At 73.6% G+C, this 14,754-nt stretch carries 13 protein-coding genes and 2 pseudogenes; 7 read left to right on the forward strand and 8 right to left on the reverse strand.

Annotated features, from left to right (window positions below; genetic code table 11):
* The first annotated feature begins 76 nt into the window (after window positions 1-76).
* Window positions 77-1,444, forward strand: a complete 1,368-nt coding sequence (locus tag ABD993_RS20415) for an MFS transporter (RefSeq protein ID WP_345420746.1) — start codon at window positions 77-79, stop codon at window positions 1,442-1,444.
* A 95-nt stretch (window positions 1,445-1,539) separates the two neighbouring features.
* On the opposite strand, the gene ABD993_RS20420 is transcribed toward ABD993_RS20415, so the two are convergent.
* Window positions 1,540-4,260, reverse strand: a complete 2,721-nt coding sequence (locus tag ABD993_RS20420; protein ID WP_345420748.1) for an indolepyruvate ferredoxin oxidoreductase family protein — start codon at window positions 4,258-4,260, stop codon at window positions 1,540-1,542.
* Between the two features lie 249 nt (window positions 4,261-4,509).
* On the opposite strand from ABD993_RS20420, the gene ABD993_RS20425 reads away from it, so the two are divergent.
* From ABD993_RS20425 to ABD993_RS20450, 6 genes and pseudogenes are all read left to right on the forward strand, one after another.
* Window positions 4,510-5,793 (forward strand): aldehyde dehydrogenase family protein, encoded by a 1,284-nt coding sequence (locus tag ABD993_RS20425; RefSeq protein WP_345420750.1) that lies wholly within the window; start codon window positions 4,510-4,512, stop codon window positions 5,791-5,793.
* A gap of 31 nt (window positions 5,794-5,824) precedes the next feature.
* A complete protein-coding gene (locus tag ABD993_RS20430) occupies window positions 5,825-6,016 on the forward strand; it encodes a carboxymuconolactone decarboxylase family protein (RefSeq protein ID WP_345420753.1) in 192 nt (63 codons plus the stop codon).
* A 64-nt stretch (window positions 6,017-6,080) separates the two neighbouring features.
* The gene (locus tag ABD993_RS20435; RefSeq protein WP_345420756.1) at window positions 6,081-6,944 is read left to right on the forward strand and encodes an NAD(P)-dependent oxidoreductase; all 864 of its coding nucleotides are present in this window, start codon (window positions 6,081-6,083) and stop codon (window positions 6,942-6,944) included.
* A 101-nt stretch (window positions 6,945-7,045) separates the two neighbouring features.
* Window positions 7,046-7,786, forward strand: a complete 741-nt coding sequence (locus ABD993_RS20440; RefSeq protein WP_345420759.1) for an N-acyl homoserine lactonase family protein — start codon at window positions 7,046-7,048, stop codon at window positions 7,784-7,786.
* 52 nt (window positions 7,787-7,838) lie between these two features.
* Window positions 7,839-8,833, forward strand: a pseudogene (locus tag ABD993_RS20445) (DUF5996 family protein).
* A 42-nt stretch (window positions 8,834-8,875) separates the two neighbouring features.
* Entirely contained in the window at window positions 8,876-9,613 is a 738-nt protein-coding gene (locus ABD993_RS20450; RefSeq protein WP_345420762.1) for a DUF6319 family protein, read from the forward strand.
* Between the two features lie 80 nt (window positions 9,614-9,693).
* On the opposite strand, the gene ABD993_RS20455 is transcribed toward ABD993_RS20450, so the two are convergent.
* From ABD993_RS20455 to ABD993_RS20485, 7 genes and pseudogenes are all read right to left on the reverse strand, one after another.
* A complete protein-coding gene (locus ABD993_RS20455; RefSeq protein WP_345420765.1) occupies window positions 9,694-10,494 on the reverse strand; it encodes an ABC transporter permease in 801 nt (266 codons plus the stop codon).
* Between the two features lie 47 nt (window positions 10,495-10,541).
* Entirely contained in the window at window positions 10,542-11,327 is a 786-nt protein-coding gene (locus ABD993_RS20460; protein WP_345420768.1) for a phosphatase PAP2 family protein, read from the reverse strand.
* A 15-nt stretch (window positions 11,328-11,342) separates the two neighbouring features.
* Entirely contained in the window at window positions 11,343-12,695 is a 1,353-nt protein-coding gene (locus ABD993_RS20465) for a sensor histidine kinase (RefSeq protein ID WP_345420771.1), read from the reverse strand.
* A 23-nt stretch (window positions 12,696-12,718) separates the two neighbouring features.
* Window positions 12,719-13,075, reverse strand: a complete 357-nt coding sequence (locus ABD993_RS20470; RefSeq protein WP_345420774.1) for a DUF1707 domain-containing protein — start codon at window positions 13,073-13,075, stop codon at window positions 12,719-12,721.
* Between the two features lie 290 nt (window positions 13,076-13,365).
* The gene (locus ABD993_RS20475) at window positions 13,366-14,031 is read right to left on the reverse strand and encodes an acyl-ACP desaturase (RefSeq protein ID WP_345420777.1); all 666 of its coding nucleotides are present in this window, start codon (window positions 14,029-14,031) and stop codon (window positions 13,366-13,368) included.
* The gene (locus tag ABD993_RS20480; protein ID WP_345420783.1) at window positions 14,028-14,351 is read right to left on the reverse strand and encodes a class I SAM-dependent methyltransferase; all 324 of its coding nucleotides are present in this window, start codon (window positions 14,349-14,351) and stop codon (window positions 14,028-14,030) included. The genes ABD993_RS20475 and ABD993_RS20480 overlap by 4 nt, the downstream gene beginning before the upstream one ends.
* A pseudogene (locus tag ABD993_RS20485) lies at window positions 14,267-14,659 on the reverse strand (SAM-dependent methyltransferase); the annotation flags it as partial. The gene ABD993_RS20480 and the pseudogene ABD993_RS20485, both read right to left, overlap by 85 nt.
* Window positions 14,660-14,754: the final 95 nt, after the last annotated feature.

A 14,754-nucleotide genomic window follows, 5' to 3' on the forward strand; every position in this document is an offset into this window, starting at 1 on the left:
GATACCGGTGGTCGGTCCCTTCCCGCGCGTAGCGTTGCCGTCCCGCGGAAACGCTCGGTCCACCTTCGGAGACCCCATGACCGAGATCGCCCACACCTCGCACCCCGCCCCCGCCACACCTCCGGACGACGACTCCGCCAACCGCCGCCGCGCGTTGATCGGCGGGATCGTCGGGTACTTCGTCGACCAGTTCGACATCTACCTGCCGGTCATCGTGCTGGCGCCCGCCATGAGCTACTTCGTGCCCGCGGGCCTCGACGCCGGGACCCTGGCCATCATCGCGGCCTTCGTCTTCACCGCGACCCTCGTCGGCCGACCCATCGGCGCCGCGATCTTCGGCGTGATCGCCGACCGCACCGGGCGCCGCAAGTCCACGATCATCGCGATCATCGGGATCGCGGTCACGACGCTGCTCATCGGGCTGTTGCCGGGCCATGCGAGCGTCGGGCTCTGGGGCATCGGCCTGCTCATCCTGCTGCGGTTCGTCGACGGCGTCTTCCTCGGCGGGGAGTACACCGCGGCGATCCCGTTGGCGATGGAATGGACGCAGAAGCGCCGCAGGGGGCTGGCCAGCGGGCTGATCACGATGACGTCCCCCGGTGCGCTCTGCCTGATCTCGGCGCTGACCCTGTTGCTGCTGCAGATCTTCCCGGCGGGCTCGCCGGACTCGGCGTACGCGGTGTGGGGCTGGCGGATCCCCTTCTTCATCGGGGCCGCGCTCGCGGTCGGGTTCCTGGTCTACTTCGTCCGCCAGGTCCCCGAGTCCTCGGCCTGGCAGAACGCCGAGCCCGCGGCCAAGCGGGTCTCGCCGCTGCGCCAGCTCTTCACCGGCGCCAACCGGCGCAGCCTGCTGCAGGTCTTCGTCCTGATGACCGGCGTGTGGATCGCGCTGAACATCTCCGCCTCGGTCCTGCCCGGCCTGACGTCCAAGGTCGCCGGGCTCACCCCGACCCAGCTGACGGTCGCGCTGATCATCGCTTCGGGGGCCAGCACCCTCACCTATCCGCTGGCCGGGCTGCTGAGCCAGCGCATCGGACGACGCCCGTTCTACATCGGGGTCGGTCTGCTCGTCGCGGTCGTGGGCGCGGGCGCAACCGCCCTGCTCGCCGGAGCGGACCACCCGGGCTTCGCAACGTCCGTCCTGCTACTGACCGTCGCCTTCGTCGTCGGGATCCTCGCGTTCGGCCCGATCGCCGCCTACATGACCGAGCGGTTCCCCGCTGCACTGCGCTCCACCGGCTACGGCATCGGTTACAGCCTCGCACTGGTCGTTCCGGCCTTCTACGCGTACTACCTCGTCGGACTCGGCTCCCTCTTCAGCCCGACCTACGCCTCGGCGATCCTGATGGCGATCGGCGGCCTGCTCGTGACCGTCGGCGCGATCCTCGGCCCGGAGACCCGGGATGTGGACATGGGGGCGCCCGAGGGCACGAACGTCGCGTAGGTTCTGCGGAGGTTCAGCGGTACCGGGAGACTGACGGCGACCCGCTGTTCCCGCGGCCCCGGTCGAGGCCCGCGGGCTGTTCGCGGACACGATCGCTAGCGGGTGAGCAGGCCGGTCAGCTCGGCCGCGCGCTCGCGGAAGCGGGCGACGGCCGCCAGCTTGATGTCCTCGTAGCCGCGGACCAGGTCCGGCAGGCCCGCCACCTGCTCGACGAGGTCGGCAGTCGCAGGCGTGAGGCTCGCGAGAGCGGTGCGCACGAGCTGCTGGTACTCGTCGATCAGCTCCCGCTCGGTCCGGCGCACCCCGGCGTAGCCGAAGACGTCCAACGGTGTGCCGCGCAGCCGCTTCGCCGCGCGCAGGGCGCGGAAGGCGGGCGTCGCGGTGGCCCTGAGCCTGATCTTGCGGTTCATGCCCATCGCGCGCAGCAGCGGCGGGTGCAGCAGGACCGATACCGCGGCATCGGGGCCGTACTCCTCCTCACGGCGGGCGACCTCGACGGGGTCGAGGTGGAGTCGGGCGACCTCGTACTCGTCCTTGTAGGCCATCAGCTTGTGCAGGCCGCGGGCATAGGCGAGGCCGATCCGCTCCCCGGTCTCGGCGTCGGTGGCCGAGGCGGCGAGGTCGTGGACCCGGCGGACCTCCTCGGCGTACCGGTCGGCGTAGGCGGCGTCCTGGTAGCCGGTGAGGTCCGCGATGCGGACGGCGAGCACCTCGCCGAGCCCGATCTCCTCGGCCGCGGTCCGGGCGGCCGCGTCGACGGCGACGGTCTCCCGCGTCGGCGGCTCGACGGCGGCCCGGACCGCGGCGGGGTCCTGGACCGCGGCCCGGCCCCAGCGGAACGCGGCGAGGGTGTTCTCGACCGCGGCGCCGTTGAGCCGGATCGCCTGCTCCAGGGCCTCCTCGCTCACCGGCAGCACCCCGGCCTGGAAGGCGGCGCCCAGGAGAAGCATGTTGGTGGGCATGTGGTCGCCGAACAGCCGCTCGGCGAGCCCCTGGGCGTCCAGGTGACTCTGCTCGGCGGTCGCGGCGGCGATGCGGTCGAGCGCGTCGTCGGGGGAGCCGGGCAGCACGATCTGCCCGGTGATCATCTGGGCGGTGGGCACGATCGCCGAGTTGACCACCGCGATGGTGCGGTCGGCGGCGCAGACGGCGAGGTTGGCGTCGTCGGCGGCGCCGAGCAGGTCGAACCCGACGAGCACATCGACGGTGCCGCGGGTGGCGCGCAGCGAGCCGACGACGGGGGCCTTGGAGATCCGGACGTCGGAGACGACCGGGCCGCCCTTCTGGGCCAGCCCGATCTGCTCGAGGCCTGCGGCGAACCGGCCGTCGAGGTGGGCGGCCATCTGCAGGATCTTCGACACCGTGACCACCCCGGTGCCGCCGATGCCGGGCATGCGGACCAGCACGTCCTGGTCGGTGAACCGCCGCTGCGGCTCGACGAGGGCGACCGGCGGCTCCGGGCGGGTGCGCGTGGGTCGGGTGCCCGGCTCGACCAGCAGGAACGACGGGCAGTCCCCCTCGATGCAGGAGAAGTCGGAGTTGCAGGAGGACTGGTGGATCCGGGTCTTGCGACCGAACTCGGTGTGCACCGGCTGCACGGACAGGCAGGTGGACTTCTCACCGCAGTCCCCGCAGCCCTCGCAGACCCGCTCGTTGATCACCACGCGTTCGGTGACCGCCGGGAGCGTGCCGCGCTTGCGCAGCCTGCGTTCCTCGGTGGCGCAGCGGTCGTCGTGCAGGACGACGGTGACGCCGTCGACCGCCGCCAGCTCGCGCTCCACGTCGGGGAGGTCGTCGCGGTGGCGGACCGTGGCGATCGGGTCGAGGGCCACCCCGCGGTAGGCGCCCGGCTCGTCGGTGGTGACCACGATCTTCTGCACGCCCTCGACCGCGAGGAGCCGGATGACCGAGGGGATGTCGAGGCGGCCCTCGGCGCGCTGCCCTCCGGTCATGGCGACGGCGTCGTTGTAGAGCAGCTTGTAGGTCATCCGCACGCCGGCGGCCACGGCGGCGCGGACGGCCAGCGAACCGGAGTGGTGGAAGGTGCCGTCGCCCAGGTTCTGGATCAGCGTCGGATCGTCGGTGAACGGCGCGAGGCCGATCCACTGGGCGCCCTCGCCGCCCATCTGGGTCAGCCCGATCTGGGTGCCGCGACCCTCGCCCTCGAGCGCGATCAGGGCGTGGCAGCCGATGCCGACGCCGACCAGCGTGCCCTCCTCGGTGCGGGTGGAGCGGTTGTGCGGGCAGCCCGAGCAGAAGAAGGGCGTGCGCTTGGCCGGGGTGGCGAGCGACAGCTCGATGCGGGACCGCCGCGGCGGACGCAGGCGCTCGAGGTGGGCCTGGACGGAGTGCGGCAGCCGGTCCGGGCCGAGCATCGCCGTGAGTCGGGCGCCGAGCACGAGGGCGACGTCCTCGGCGGCGACCTGGCTGCGCCCGGTGAGCAGGGGGCGTCCGGCCTCGTCCTTGCGCCCGACGACGGTCGGGGCATCCGCGCGTCGGTAGAGCGCCGCCTTGAGCGCGTCCTCCACGAACGGCACCTTGTCCTCGACGACGACCACCTCCTCGAGCCCCTCGGTGAGCGCGGCGAGGTGGGCGGGGTCGAGGGGGTGGGGCATGCCGAGGCGGACGAGCCGCAGGTCCAGGGCCTCCATGGCGGCCTCGTCCAGTCCGAGGTCGTCGAGGGCTCGTTGGACGACGGCGTGCGCGGTCCCGGACGCCACGATCCCCGAACGGGCGCGCCGAGCGGAGAAGGTGATCCGGTTGAGGCCGTGCTCGGTGCCGTAGCGGCGGGCGAGGTCCAGGCGGCGGGTGAGCATGTCGTCCTCGGCGTCGAGCCCGACGGCGCCGACGATCGGGGGGGAGGAGCCTGCGGGCCTGCTCGGGTGGCAGCGGGATGCCGTGCCGGAGCGCGCCGACGTCGATCACGGCGGCCGAGTCCGCCACGTCCGCGACGATCTTCAGGCCGGTCCAGAGCCCGCTCAGCCGCGACAGAGCGACCGCGTGCAGGCCGTAGGAGATGATCTCCGCGACGCTGCCCGGCGCGAAGAGCGGCAGGGCGAGGCTCTGTGCCATCGGCTCACAGGAGCTGGGCACGGTGGAGGACTTGCAGGACGGGTCGTCGCCGATCCAGGCGACCGCACCACCGGTCGTGGAGGTGCCTGCGAGCTGGCCGTGTCGGATCGCGTCGGCGGCCCGGTCGAGACCCGGGGCCTTGCCGTACCGGCGGGCTCGCCGACAAGGTGCAGGGCGACGTCATCCCCACCGGCAAGCCGAACTTCCTGGTCTACACCCAGCATGTGCCGGTCGGGGTGGTCGGCGCGATCACCCCGTGGAACTCGCCGTTGCTCCTGCTGACCTGGAAGCTCGCCCCGGCACTCGCCGCCGGGTGCACGGTCGTCGTCAAGCCCAGCGACCACACGCCTGCGTCGACCGTCGCACTGGCCGAGCTGGTCACCGAGGCGGGGTTCCCGCCAGGGGTGGTCAACGTCGTGACCGGATGGGGTCCGGAGACCGGCCGGGCGCTGGCCGCGCACCCCGGGGTGGACAAGATCGCCTTCACCGGGTCCAACGAGGTCGGCCGGGCCGTCCCGCACGCCGCCGCGGACCTGTTCGCGCGGGTCACCCTTGAGCTCGGCGGCAAGTCCGCCCAGATCGTGTTCCCGGACGCGGACCTCGAGGCGGCCACCCACGGGATCGTCTCCGGGATCTTCGCGGCGTCCGGACAGACCTGCATGGCGGGCTCCCGGCTGCTGGTGCACCGCGCGGTGGCGGACGACCTGGTCCGCCGGGTGGTCGCCCGTGCGGAGTCGATCGTCGTCGGGGACCCGACCGACGAGCGGACCGAGATGGGTCCGCTGGCGAACGCCCGCCAGTACGAGAAGGTCCTCGACCACCTCTCGGCGGCGCGGGAGGCGGGGGCGACGGTCGCCACCGGCGGTGGCCCCGACGCCGAGCTGGGCGGATACTTCGTGCGCCCGACGGTGCTCTGCGACCTGCCCGCCGATGCACGGGCCCTCACCGAGGAGATCTTCGGCCCGGTGCTGTCCGTGGTCGTCTTCGACACCGAGGACGAGGCCGTGCGGATCGCCGACAGCACCGACTTCGGCCTGGCCGCGTCGGTATGGACCCGCGACATCACCGTGGCGCACCGGACGGCGGGCAGGCTCCGGGCTGGCTCGGTGTGGATCAACGCCTATCGGACCGTCGCACCGCAGGTGCCGTTCGGCGGCTTCGGGGCCTCCGGGATCGGTCGGGAGAGCGGCGTCGACGCGATCGAGGACTACCTCGAGACGCGGTCGGTCTGGGTGGAGCTCAGCGGCGTCACCCGGGATCCCTTCACGCTGGGCTGAGCGAGCCCCCCGACCACGACGAGGACGGAACATGGACGACACGACCTACACGGAGGGCATGCGCACCCACCTGCACGGCGCCCTGCGCAACGGCGTGACCCCCGAGGAGATCCGCGAGGTCTTCCTGCAGGTCGCGGCCTACTGCGGCGTCCCGGCGGCACTGGACGGCGTCAAGGCGGCGCAGGCCGTGATCGACGCCGAGAGCTCGAGCGACCGCGACTGACGACGACGAGGAGAGGGAACGACATGGAACTGGGGTTCGTCGGCCTCGGCCGAATGGGATCACGATGGCGGGCAGGCTGGTCGACGCCGGGCACGATCTCGTGGTGTTCGACGTCGCCGACGCTGCCGTCGAGGCGCTCGTCGCCCGGGGCGCCACGGCGGGCTCGTCCGCCCGGGACGTCGCGGACCGGGCGACGGTGGTCTTCACCAGCCTGCCGACGCCCGCGGTCGTGCTGGACGTGGTGCTCGGCCCGGAGGGGATCGCCGAGGGCACCGCGGTCCGGCGGCTCGTCGAGCTGTCCACCACGGGCACCCGGACGGCCCGCGCACTGGCCGAGGCGCTCGCTCCGCGTGGCGTGACCACGGTGGACGCCCCGGTCAGCGGGGGGACGGGGGGTGCGGAGAAGGGGACGCTCGCGGTCATGGTGTCCGCCGCCGAGGAGGTGTTCGCCGAGCTCGGACCGGCGCTGTCCGTCCTCGGGACGCTGTTCCACGTCGGTACCGAGCCGGGCCTCGGACAGGCGATGAAGCTGGTCAACAACTATCTGTCGGCGGCCGCGCTGGCGACGACCGCCGAGGCGATGGTGGTGGGCGTCAAGGCCGGGCTGGCGCCGCGGATGATGCTCGACGTCCTCAACGCCGGGTCCGGCCGCAACAGCGCCACACAGGACAAGTTCCCCCGCTCGGTCCTCCCCGGCACCTTCGACTACGGCTTCGCCACCGGGCTGATGGAGAAGGACCTGCGGCTCTTCGCCGAGGAGGCCGACACCCTCCGGGTGCCGGTCTGGGTCGGCTCGGCGGTCCACCAGATGTGGCGCCAGACCCGCGACCAGCTCGGGGTCGACTCGGACTTCACCAGCATCACCCGGCTCACCGAGGGCTGGGCCGGGGTCGAGGTGCGCGAGGACGCCGCGCGGGACCTCCCGTGACCGGCGAGGAGTACGAGGTCTTCGCGGTGCGCTACGGCCGCGTCGACCGCACCGCGTCGGAGAACTTCCTCGGCGGGTAGGCCTGCGACGGGCCGATGCCCATGGACTACTTCGTGTGGGTCGTGCGGTCGGACCGTCGCACGGTCGTCGTCGACACCGGGTTCGGGCGGGCGGAGGGCATCCGCCGGGGGCGGACGCTCCTGGCCCCGGTCGAGGCGGGCCTCGCCGCGCTGGGTGTCGCTCCCGCCGCCGTCGACGACGTCGTCCTCACCCACCTGCACTACGACCACGCGGGCGGGCTGGCGCTCTTCCCTCACGCCCGGTTCCATCTCCAGGAACAGGAGCTGCAGTTCGCGGTCGGCGTGCACATGACCGACTCGTCGCGGGGGAGCGCCTACGTCGCCGACGAGGTCGCCGAGGTGGTGCGTCTCGTGCACGCCGGACGGGTCCGGTTCCCGGGGGCGGACGATGAGCTGTTCCCCGGGCTGAGTCTGCACGCCGTCGGCGGGCACACGGGTGGGACCCAGGTCGTCCGGGTCACGACGGCGCGCGGGCCGTTGGTACTGGCGTCGGACGCGGCACACTTCTCCGCGAACATCGAGCAGCGGCGCGTGTTCGCCGTGACGCACGAGCCGGAGCGTCTCCTGGAGGCCTATGCCACGCGCCTCCCGGGGCTCGTCGACGACCCGGCCGACATCATCCCCGGCCACGACCCCCTCGTCCTCGCGCGCCACCCCGCGGCGGGCGCGGGTCTCGAAGGGCACATCGCGCGGCTGAGCGGAGTCCCCCTGGTGGTCGACGCCCCGGTCCTATCCTGCGTGGGTGAGAACGACACCGGCTGAATGGCCGAGCCTGCGGGTCTCGGACTGGACCGCGACGCGGGACACGCTCCACATGTGGACGCAGATCGTGGGCAAGATCCGCATGGCGCACGCGCCGATGGTGAACCACTGGTGGCAGGTGACCCTCTACGTCACCGCTCGCGGGCTGACCACCTCGGCGATCCCCCACGGCACGGGAGCGTTCGAGCTCGAGTTCGACTTCGTCCACCACCGGCTCGCGCTCCGCGACAGCGATGGCACGGACGACGGGTTCGACCTGCGCCCGATGACGGTGGCCGAGTTCTACGACCGGCTGATGGGCCTGCTGGGCGAGCACGGCATCGACACGGTGATCCGTGCCGTCCCCAACGAGGTCGACCCGGCGATCCCGTTCGCCGAGGACGACCGGCACGCCTCCTACGACGCGGAGGCCGCGGCGCTGTTCTGGCGCCAGCTCCTGCAGGCCGACCGGGTGATCGGGGAGTTCCGCTCCCATTTCGTGGGCAAGGTCAGCCCGGTGCACTTCTTCTGGGGCTCGTTCGACCTCGCCTGCACCCGGTTCTCCGGTCGACCCGCGCCGCCGCATCCGGGGGCGCGCCGAACTGCGCGGACTGGGTGATGGTCGAGGGCTACTCCCACGAGCTGTCCAGCTGCGGCTTCTGGCCCGGCGGCGGCGAGGAGGGGGCGTTCTACGCGTACGCCTACCCCGCCCCCGACGGGTTCGACGCCTACCCGGTCGAGCCGGCCGGGGCCTCCTACAACCCGGACCTCCAGCAGTTCCTCCTGCCGTACGAGGTGGTCCGGCAGTCGGCCGATCCGGACCAGGCCGTGCGGGACTTCCTGCGCACGACGTACGAGGCCGCCGCGAACCTCGCGCACTGGGACCGCGACGGTCTGGAGGACGACCCGTCCCGGTGGAGCTCTGCCCAGGTCCTGCCCTGTGCGGGGCATCGAGAAGCTGGTGAACGCCACGGTGCGACGAGGCACGACGGCGCCGGTTTCCGCCGAGGACCCGTCCTCGGTCGCGCCACGAACGTGGGCCGGTCGGGGACGCTGCGCGGCTCGTGACGCTCCGGGTGAGAATCACCGGGAGCAGTAGGGAGCTGACGAATGGCGGGACGGGGTTCGACCGCGGCACAGCAGGCGCTGTCCGAGGGGGATGTGGCGGCCGTGCGCGAGGAGGTGTCCGCGGGCAGGGCGGTGACGGTCTGGTTCACCGCGGCCGCGGTCGGGGTGCCTGCGGGCGGGTCGGCCAAGGTCGTGGCCGTCGGGGACGTCGCCGAGGGGGACTTCATCCAGGTCCGCCCGGCGGGCTCGCGGGACGCGGTGTTCTGCTCGCCGAGTGAGCTCACGCGGACCAGGCCCGCGCGCAGGCCTGCGAAGTCGCCGCAGGCGGCGGAGGTCGTGACGGCGCCCCCGGCGGAGCCACCCGCCCCACCGGCCCGCCCGGTCCGCCCTCGGCGCCCCGCCCGGCCCACGGCATCGGCCTCGGCGCCGTCCCCGGAGCTGTCGGAGCCCGCGCCCGAGAAGGCGGCACCGGCGAAGCCCGCTCCGGCTCGGCCCGGGAAGCGGGGTGAGCGCTCGGCCGCGATGACGGTCACGCTGACCTCGACCGCGGGCGTCGACTGGACGGTGGAGGTGGCGGTGGGGGCGAAGCGGGTCGTGTCCGCGACGCCGATCCCGGCGACCGACGTCGCCGCGGTGTCCCGTTCGCTGCCACCCGCGGTCGCCGAGGTGGTCACGTCGGCACTGGTCGAGGCCCGCCGTCGTCAGGAGGAGCGGGTCGCCCGGCTGCGCGAGGAGCTCGACGCCGCCCAGCGGACCCTCGAGCAGCTCGGCGTCGACTGAGGACGCCGCTCGGGCGGGGACACCGGGGCGACGAGGTCCGTCCACGGGCTGTGTTCACGGCGTCCGCGGGGAGAGGACGGTCACCGGGTCCGTCCGCCTGCGCGGAGTCGCTCGCGAAGCGTCGGCCTCGGGACCGGTTCGTCGCGGCGGATGCGGCCCCGCGCGACGAGCTCGACCGCGGTCAGGACGGCGATGGTCTCGGCGGCGAGGAGCCCGATGAGCACCAGGACCTGGGCGGCGCCTGCGCGGACGGGGTCGCCGCTGCCGAGCAGGACGCCGACGAAGGCGCCGGGCAGGGTCACCAGCCCGACCGTGCGGGTCTGGTCGAGGGCGGGCACGAGGGCGTCGGTGGCCGAGCCGCGGACGACCAGCAGGGCCGCGTCGCGGGGGAGGAACCCCAGGGAGAGGGCGGCCTCGTACTCGCCGCGCCGGGTCTCGAGCTGGTCGAGTGCGCGGCGCCCGGCGACGGAGGTGGCGGACATGGCGCCGCCGATGACGATGCCCGCGATGGGGACGACCGCGATGCCGGTCAGCGGGACCGCCCCGCTGACGAGCACGACGGCGACCACGGGGAGGGAGCCGCCGAGGATGGCGAGGCCCGCGTTCCACCCGCTGCGCCCGCCGGTCATCCGCCGCGCGGAGGTCCAGGTGGCGACCCCGACCATGACCAGGACGAACAGTGCGGTGGCCCACCAGGACCGCACGACGGCCAGGATGACCGTCGCGACGGCGGCGAGCTGGACGGCCGCGCGCGCCGCGGCGACGGCGGTGGCCCGTCCCGTGCCGAGCCGACCGACCAGCGACGCGGCCACGGCGAGCAGCACGAGCGCGACCAGCGCGACGCCGAGCGGCCACCCGACGACGACGGTCGACCCGCCCATGCCCACCCCGATCCGCCCCGGCGACCGTGCCCGTCGCCGTGGGCACGCTACGACGTCGGTCGCGGGCCGAGGTCGGCGGCGTCGTCCAGCTCGGCCGACGCGCTGCGGGCCCCGAGCCGGAGGGCAGGCACGGTGCAGCAGAGCGCGAGCCAGGCCCCGCCGAGCAGCCAGCCCGCGAGGACGTCGGTGAACCAGTGCACGCCGAGGTAGAGCCTGCTGGTCCCGATCGCGAGCACGGCCAGGGTCGCGAGGACGACCACCACGCTCCGGAGCACGGTGGAGCGCAGCGCCAGGACGAGGACGATCGCGAGCATGCCGAGGACGGCGAACGAGCTCAGCGAGTGGCCCGAGGGCAGCGAGTAGGTCGGCTCGTAGGTCAGGCGGGTGGCGAGCGGTGGGCGTTCGCGCTGGTAGAGGTTCTTCGTGAGCCCGACCAGGGTCCCGGCGCCGATCGCGGTGACCACGAGGACCAGAGCGTCGCGGACGCGGCGGCGCAGGAGCAGCACCACCAGCCCGATGATCGTCAGGACGGTCATGCCGAGCGTGCCGCCCGCATTGGTGATCTTCAGCATGACGACGTCGAGGAACGGCGTGCGGTGGGCCACGAACCAGGCGAGGACGGGTCCGTCCGCAGCGGCGAGCGGGGCGGGGTCGGCGACCGCATCGACGACCCCCGCGTAGAGCGCGAAGGCGACCGCGGCCGCGCCGGTGGTGGCGAACGCGGCCCGGGCGGTTCCCCGGACCCGGTGGCGCAGGAGGGCGACCACCGTGAGGACCACCCAGACGGCCAGCAGCGAGAGCGCGAGCGTCAGCGTCGCGTCGGCGGTGCTCATCGGGCGGTCACCGGGTCAGCTCCCGTCGGCGGGTCGTCGTGCCTGTGACGGTAGGAGCCCGGTGGTGCGGGGGCGCCCAGGTGCAGGTGAGAGCTCGGGAGAGCCCGCGCTCTCCGGCAGCAGCAGGGTGAAGGTGGGCGGGGTCGTGCGGGTGAGGGCGAGCCTGCCGCCCTCGGCCTCGGCGAGACTGCGGGCCAGGGCGAGCCCGATGCCGTGTCCGTCGGCCCGCGACGCCCGGCGGGTGAACAGGTTGGTTCCGCTGATCCCGGGTCCCTCGTCGGAGACGTCGACGGCGAGGGCACCGCCCACGTCGCGGACCGCGACTGTGACCCGGCCCGCCCCGTGCCGGACGGCGTTGTCGGCCAGCACGGCGACCACCTGGCGGACCGCGGCGGCGGAGGCGGCGGCCGTCGGCAGGTGGGGCTCCGCGGTGACCCGGAGGGCGCGACCCGCGGCGAGCAGCACGGGTGTCCACTCCCGTTCCACCTCGGCCAGGAGCACGGGCAGGTCCAGCGGTGCTCGGACGACGTCGTCGTCTCGGGCCAGGGCCACCAGGTCCTCGATCGTGCGCTGCAGCCCGTCCGCGGCCCGGACCGCGTCGGCCATGGCCGCGCGCGCGTCGGCATCGGGGTCCTCCAGCGCGGTCTCGAGGCTGATGCGGAGCCCGGCGAGCGGGGTGCGGAGCTGGTGGGAGGCGTCCGCGGTGAACGCGCGCTCGCGGGCGACGAGGTCACCGAGACGCTCGGCGGTGGTGTCGAGGTCGGCGCCGACCGAGTCGATCTCGGCGATCCCGACGCGCGGCGAGCGGGCGGTGAAGTCGCCGTCGCCGAGCAGCCGGGCCGTGCGGGAGAGCTGTTCGAGGGGGCCCGCCAGGCGGGCCGCCTGACGCCGGGCGACGAGCCAGACCGCGGCGAGGGCGGTGGCGGCGAGGGCGAGCATGGCCGCCCAGACCAGACCGATCTCGGCGTAGGTCTCGGTCGGGGAGACGTACACCCGGATGGCGCCTGCCCGGGGGTCGTCCCCGGTCACCGGCAGGGCGACCACCCCGTCGTCGTCGGTGTCTCGGCCGTCGGCGAGGGTCTGGGACACCGAGATGTCCGCGCGGTCCGGGCCCGTGCCGACGACGCGGGCGCCCGCCCTGTCGTAGAGCGCCACGGCGGCGGAGGACCGGAAGTCCGGGATGGTCGGGCTCCGCCCCCCGGCGAGGTCCACGGCGACGCTGAGCGCCGCGACGCTGGCGATCTGGTCGAGCTCACGCTGCTCGTCGTTGGTCACGTACGCCACGACCACCCCGGCGAGCGGCAGACCGAACAGCGCGATCGCCAGTGCCGCCGCCGCAAGGGTGAGAAGGATGATGCGTCTGCGCACGTCGGCCTCGCGTCGGGAGTGGGTCAGGGCAGCACGGTCGGGGCGAGACCTCGCAGCACCAGCACGATCAGGATGAGCGAGACGAGGGCGCAGACCACGATCCGCGCCACCGCCCAGCCATACTGTGCCCGATCGTCCGGGGGCGGCTGCGGGCCGCCACCGACATCGGCCCGCTCGGGAGCGAGGTCGGCGAGCAGCGCGGCGAGCCCGGCGACGGTCGTCGTCCGGTACACCGCGACCACCCGGCGCCCGGCCTCGTCGAGGCCCAGTAGCCCGTCGTCGACGGCGGCACCGAGCGCCGCCACCGTCTGCGCGCGGTCGTCGTCGGTCGCGTCGGCTCGCCGTCGGCGGGACCCGGCGGGGAACTCCGAGACGGCCATGGTCCGCTCCTCCTCCGATGGCTCCGACGGACCGGTCCGGGACCGGTGCACCCCCCGACGGTAGGAGACCGCGGGTTCGGCCCGGCACCGCGCTCGGCAAGAACCGGGCAAAATCAGCCCGGCGCCGTCCCCGGGACCCGCCGTCAGGCCACCGTCCGGGACGCCGCGACGAACCGGATGAGCTCGTCGAGTCGGTCGGACCGCGCCTCGGTCGCCCGGTCGAGGACCTGGATCAGGCCGTCGTAGGAGTCCGTGTGGTCGTAGCGGGCGGTGTCGGCGATCCGCAGCGCTCAGCGCCAGTACCCGCGCATCGTGTCCGCCAGCGGCATCCGGAAGGTCGCGACGACGTCCCGGATCGGCTCGACGACCGCGTCACCGTGGTGTCGCAGGTACCGGGCGACGACGTCCGCCATGAACGTGAAGTGCCGCGCCTCGTCCCGCGACAGCCGGGTCAGGACGTCGGCGAGCACCGGTTCGTCGATCACCTCGCGCAGCTGCCGGTAGTAGATCTGGGTGGCCTTCTCCTGGACCAGGGCGTAGGCGAAGAACTGGACGGGATGGTCGTAGGGCAGCTCGAAGCGCGGCAGCACGGGGGCGGTCGGCACCCCCATCCCGGCCTCCCGCTGGTAGCGGGCCAGCGCCCGGGCGTGGGTGTCCTCCTCGGACGCCCACCGGACCGTGAAGTGGTAGAGCGCGCGGTTGTGGGCGAACACCTCCGGCGGGACGGTGTCGTCCACCGGGAAGTGCCGGTGGTAGACGTCGAAGTAGCCGGGCAGGTGGTCCTCGATGATCGTCACGAACTCCACGGCGGAGCGCTGGCCCTCGGTGAGCCGGTCGGCGTCCGCGGCGGCCCAGGCGAAGGAGTGCTCGGCGTCCCAGCGGCGCTCGGGCGGGGTGGCGGCGAGGTAGGTGTCGACGGCGGGGGCGAGCTGCTCGGCCGTCAGCAGGCCCTTCACCGGGCGTTCCGCAGGACGAGCGCGTAGTGCTTGGTCGTGTAGCCCCACCCCGCGTTCGAGACGTCCAGGTAGTGCTCCAGCTGCGCGGCGATGCCGGGCCGGATCCGGTTCAGGGCCGCGGCGTTGGCCCGCACGTTCTCGGTCCACTGCTCGATGGTCCGGTGGTAGTGCCGGGTGAGGTCGACGGTCGTCTCCACCGAGAACCCGGCGTCCTCCGCGGCGGCGACCAGCTCGGACAGTGGCCGGAGCTCGCCTCGCGGACGAAGTCGGTGCCCTCGACCCGGTCGAAGCGCGCGCGGAGGGCCCGGTTGCGGAAGCAGGTCTCGCTGACGTACATCCGACCGCCGCGCCGCAGCAGGCCGCGGGCCTTCGCGAACACGGCGGGCAGGTCCGGCATGTGGACGACCGACCCGAGCACGGTGACGGCGTCGATCCCGCGCGGCAGGTCGGCGGCCTCCTCGAACGGGCTGGTGACGATCCGGACCCGGGACGACAGCCCGCGCTGTCGTGCCCGCTTCTCCACGAACTCGCGCTGCCTCGGCGCCGGGCTGATCCCGGTGACGTCGCAGCCCCGGACCCCGGCCAGGTGCAGCACCAGAGCACCCCAGCCGGACCCGATGTCCAGCACCCGCGGCCGCGAGGTGGCGTGGACCAGGTCCGCGACTGTGATGTCTCAGGACATGGGTGACAGTTCCGCATCAGGACATCGGTGACAGTTGGTGT

This window comes from Pseudonocardia xishanensis (assembly GCF_039541715.1).
GTDB lineage: Bacteria > Actinomycetota > Actinomycetes > Mycobacteriales > Pseudonocardiaceae > Pseudonocardia > Pseudonocardia xishanensis.

What these genes read in the sequence shown, in the direction of transcription:
- ABD993_RS20415 (WP_345420746.1), top strand. Translation starts at nt 77, where the DNA reads ATGACCGAGATCGCCCACACCTCGCACCCCGCCCCCGCCACACCTCCG.
- ABD993_RS20420 (WP_345420748.1), bottom strand. Translation starts at nt 4,260, where the DNA reads ATGCTCACCCGCCGCCTGGACCTCGCCCGCCGCTACGGCACCGAGCAC.
- ABD993_RS20430 (WP_345420753.1), top strand. Translation starts at nt 5,825, where the DNA reads ATGGACGACACGACCTACACGGAGGGCATGCGCACCCACCTGCACGGC.
- ABD993_RS20435 (WP_345420756.1), top strand. Translation starts at nt 6,081, where the DNA reads ATGGCGGGCAGGCTGGTCGACGCCGGGCACGATCTCGTGGTGTTCGAC.
- ABD993_RS20440 (WP_345420759.1), top strand. Translation starts at nt 7,046, where the DNA reads ATGGACTACTTCGTGTGGGTCGTGCGGTCGGACCGTCGCACGGTCGTC.
- ABD993_RS20450 (WP_345420762.1), top strand. Translation starts at nt 8,876, where the DNA reads ATGGCGGGACGGGGTTCGACCGCGGCACAGCAGGCGCTGTCCGAGGGG.
- ABD993_RS20455 (WP_345420765.1), bottom strand. Translation starts at nt 10,494, where the DNA reads ATGGGCGGGTCGACCGTCGTCGTCGGGTGGCCGCTCGGCGTCGCGCTG.
- ABD993_RS20460 (WP_345420768.1), bottom strand. Translation starts at nt 11,327, where the DNA reads ATGAGCACCGCCGACGCGACGCTGACGCTCGCGCTCTCGCTGCTGGCC.
- ABD993_RS20470 (WP_345420774.1), bottom strand. Translation starts at nt 13,075, where the DNA reads ATGGCCGTCTCGGAGTTCCCCGCCGGGTCCCGCCGACGGCGAGCCGAC.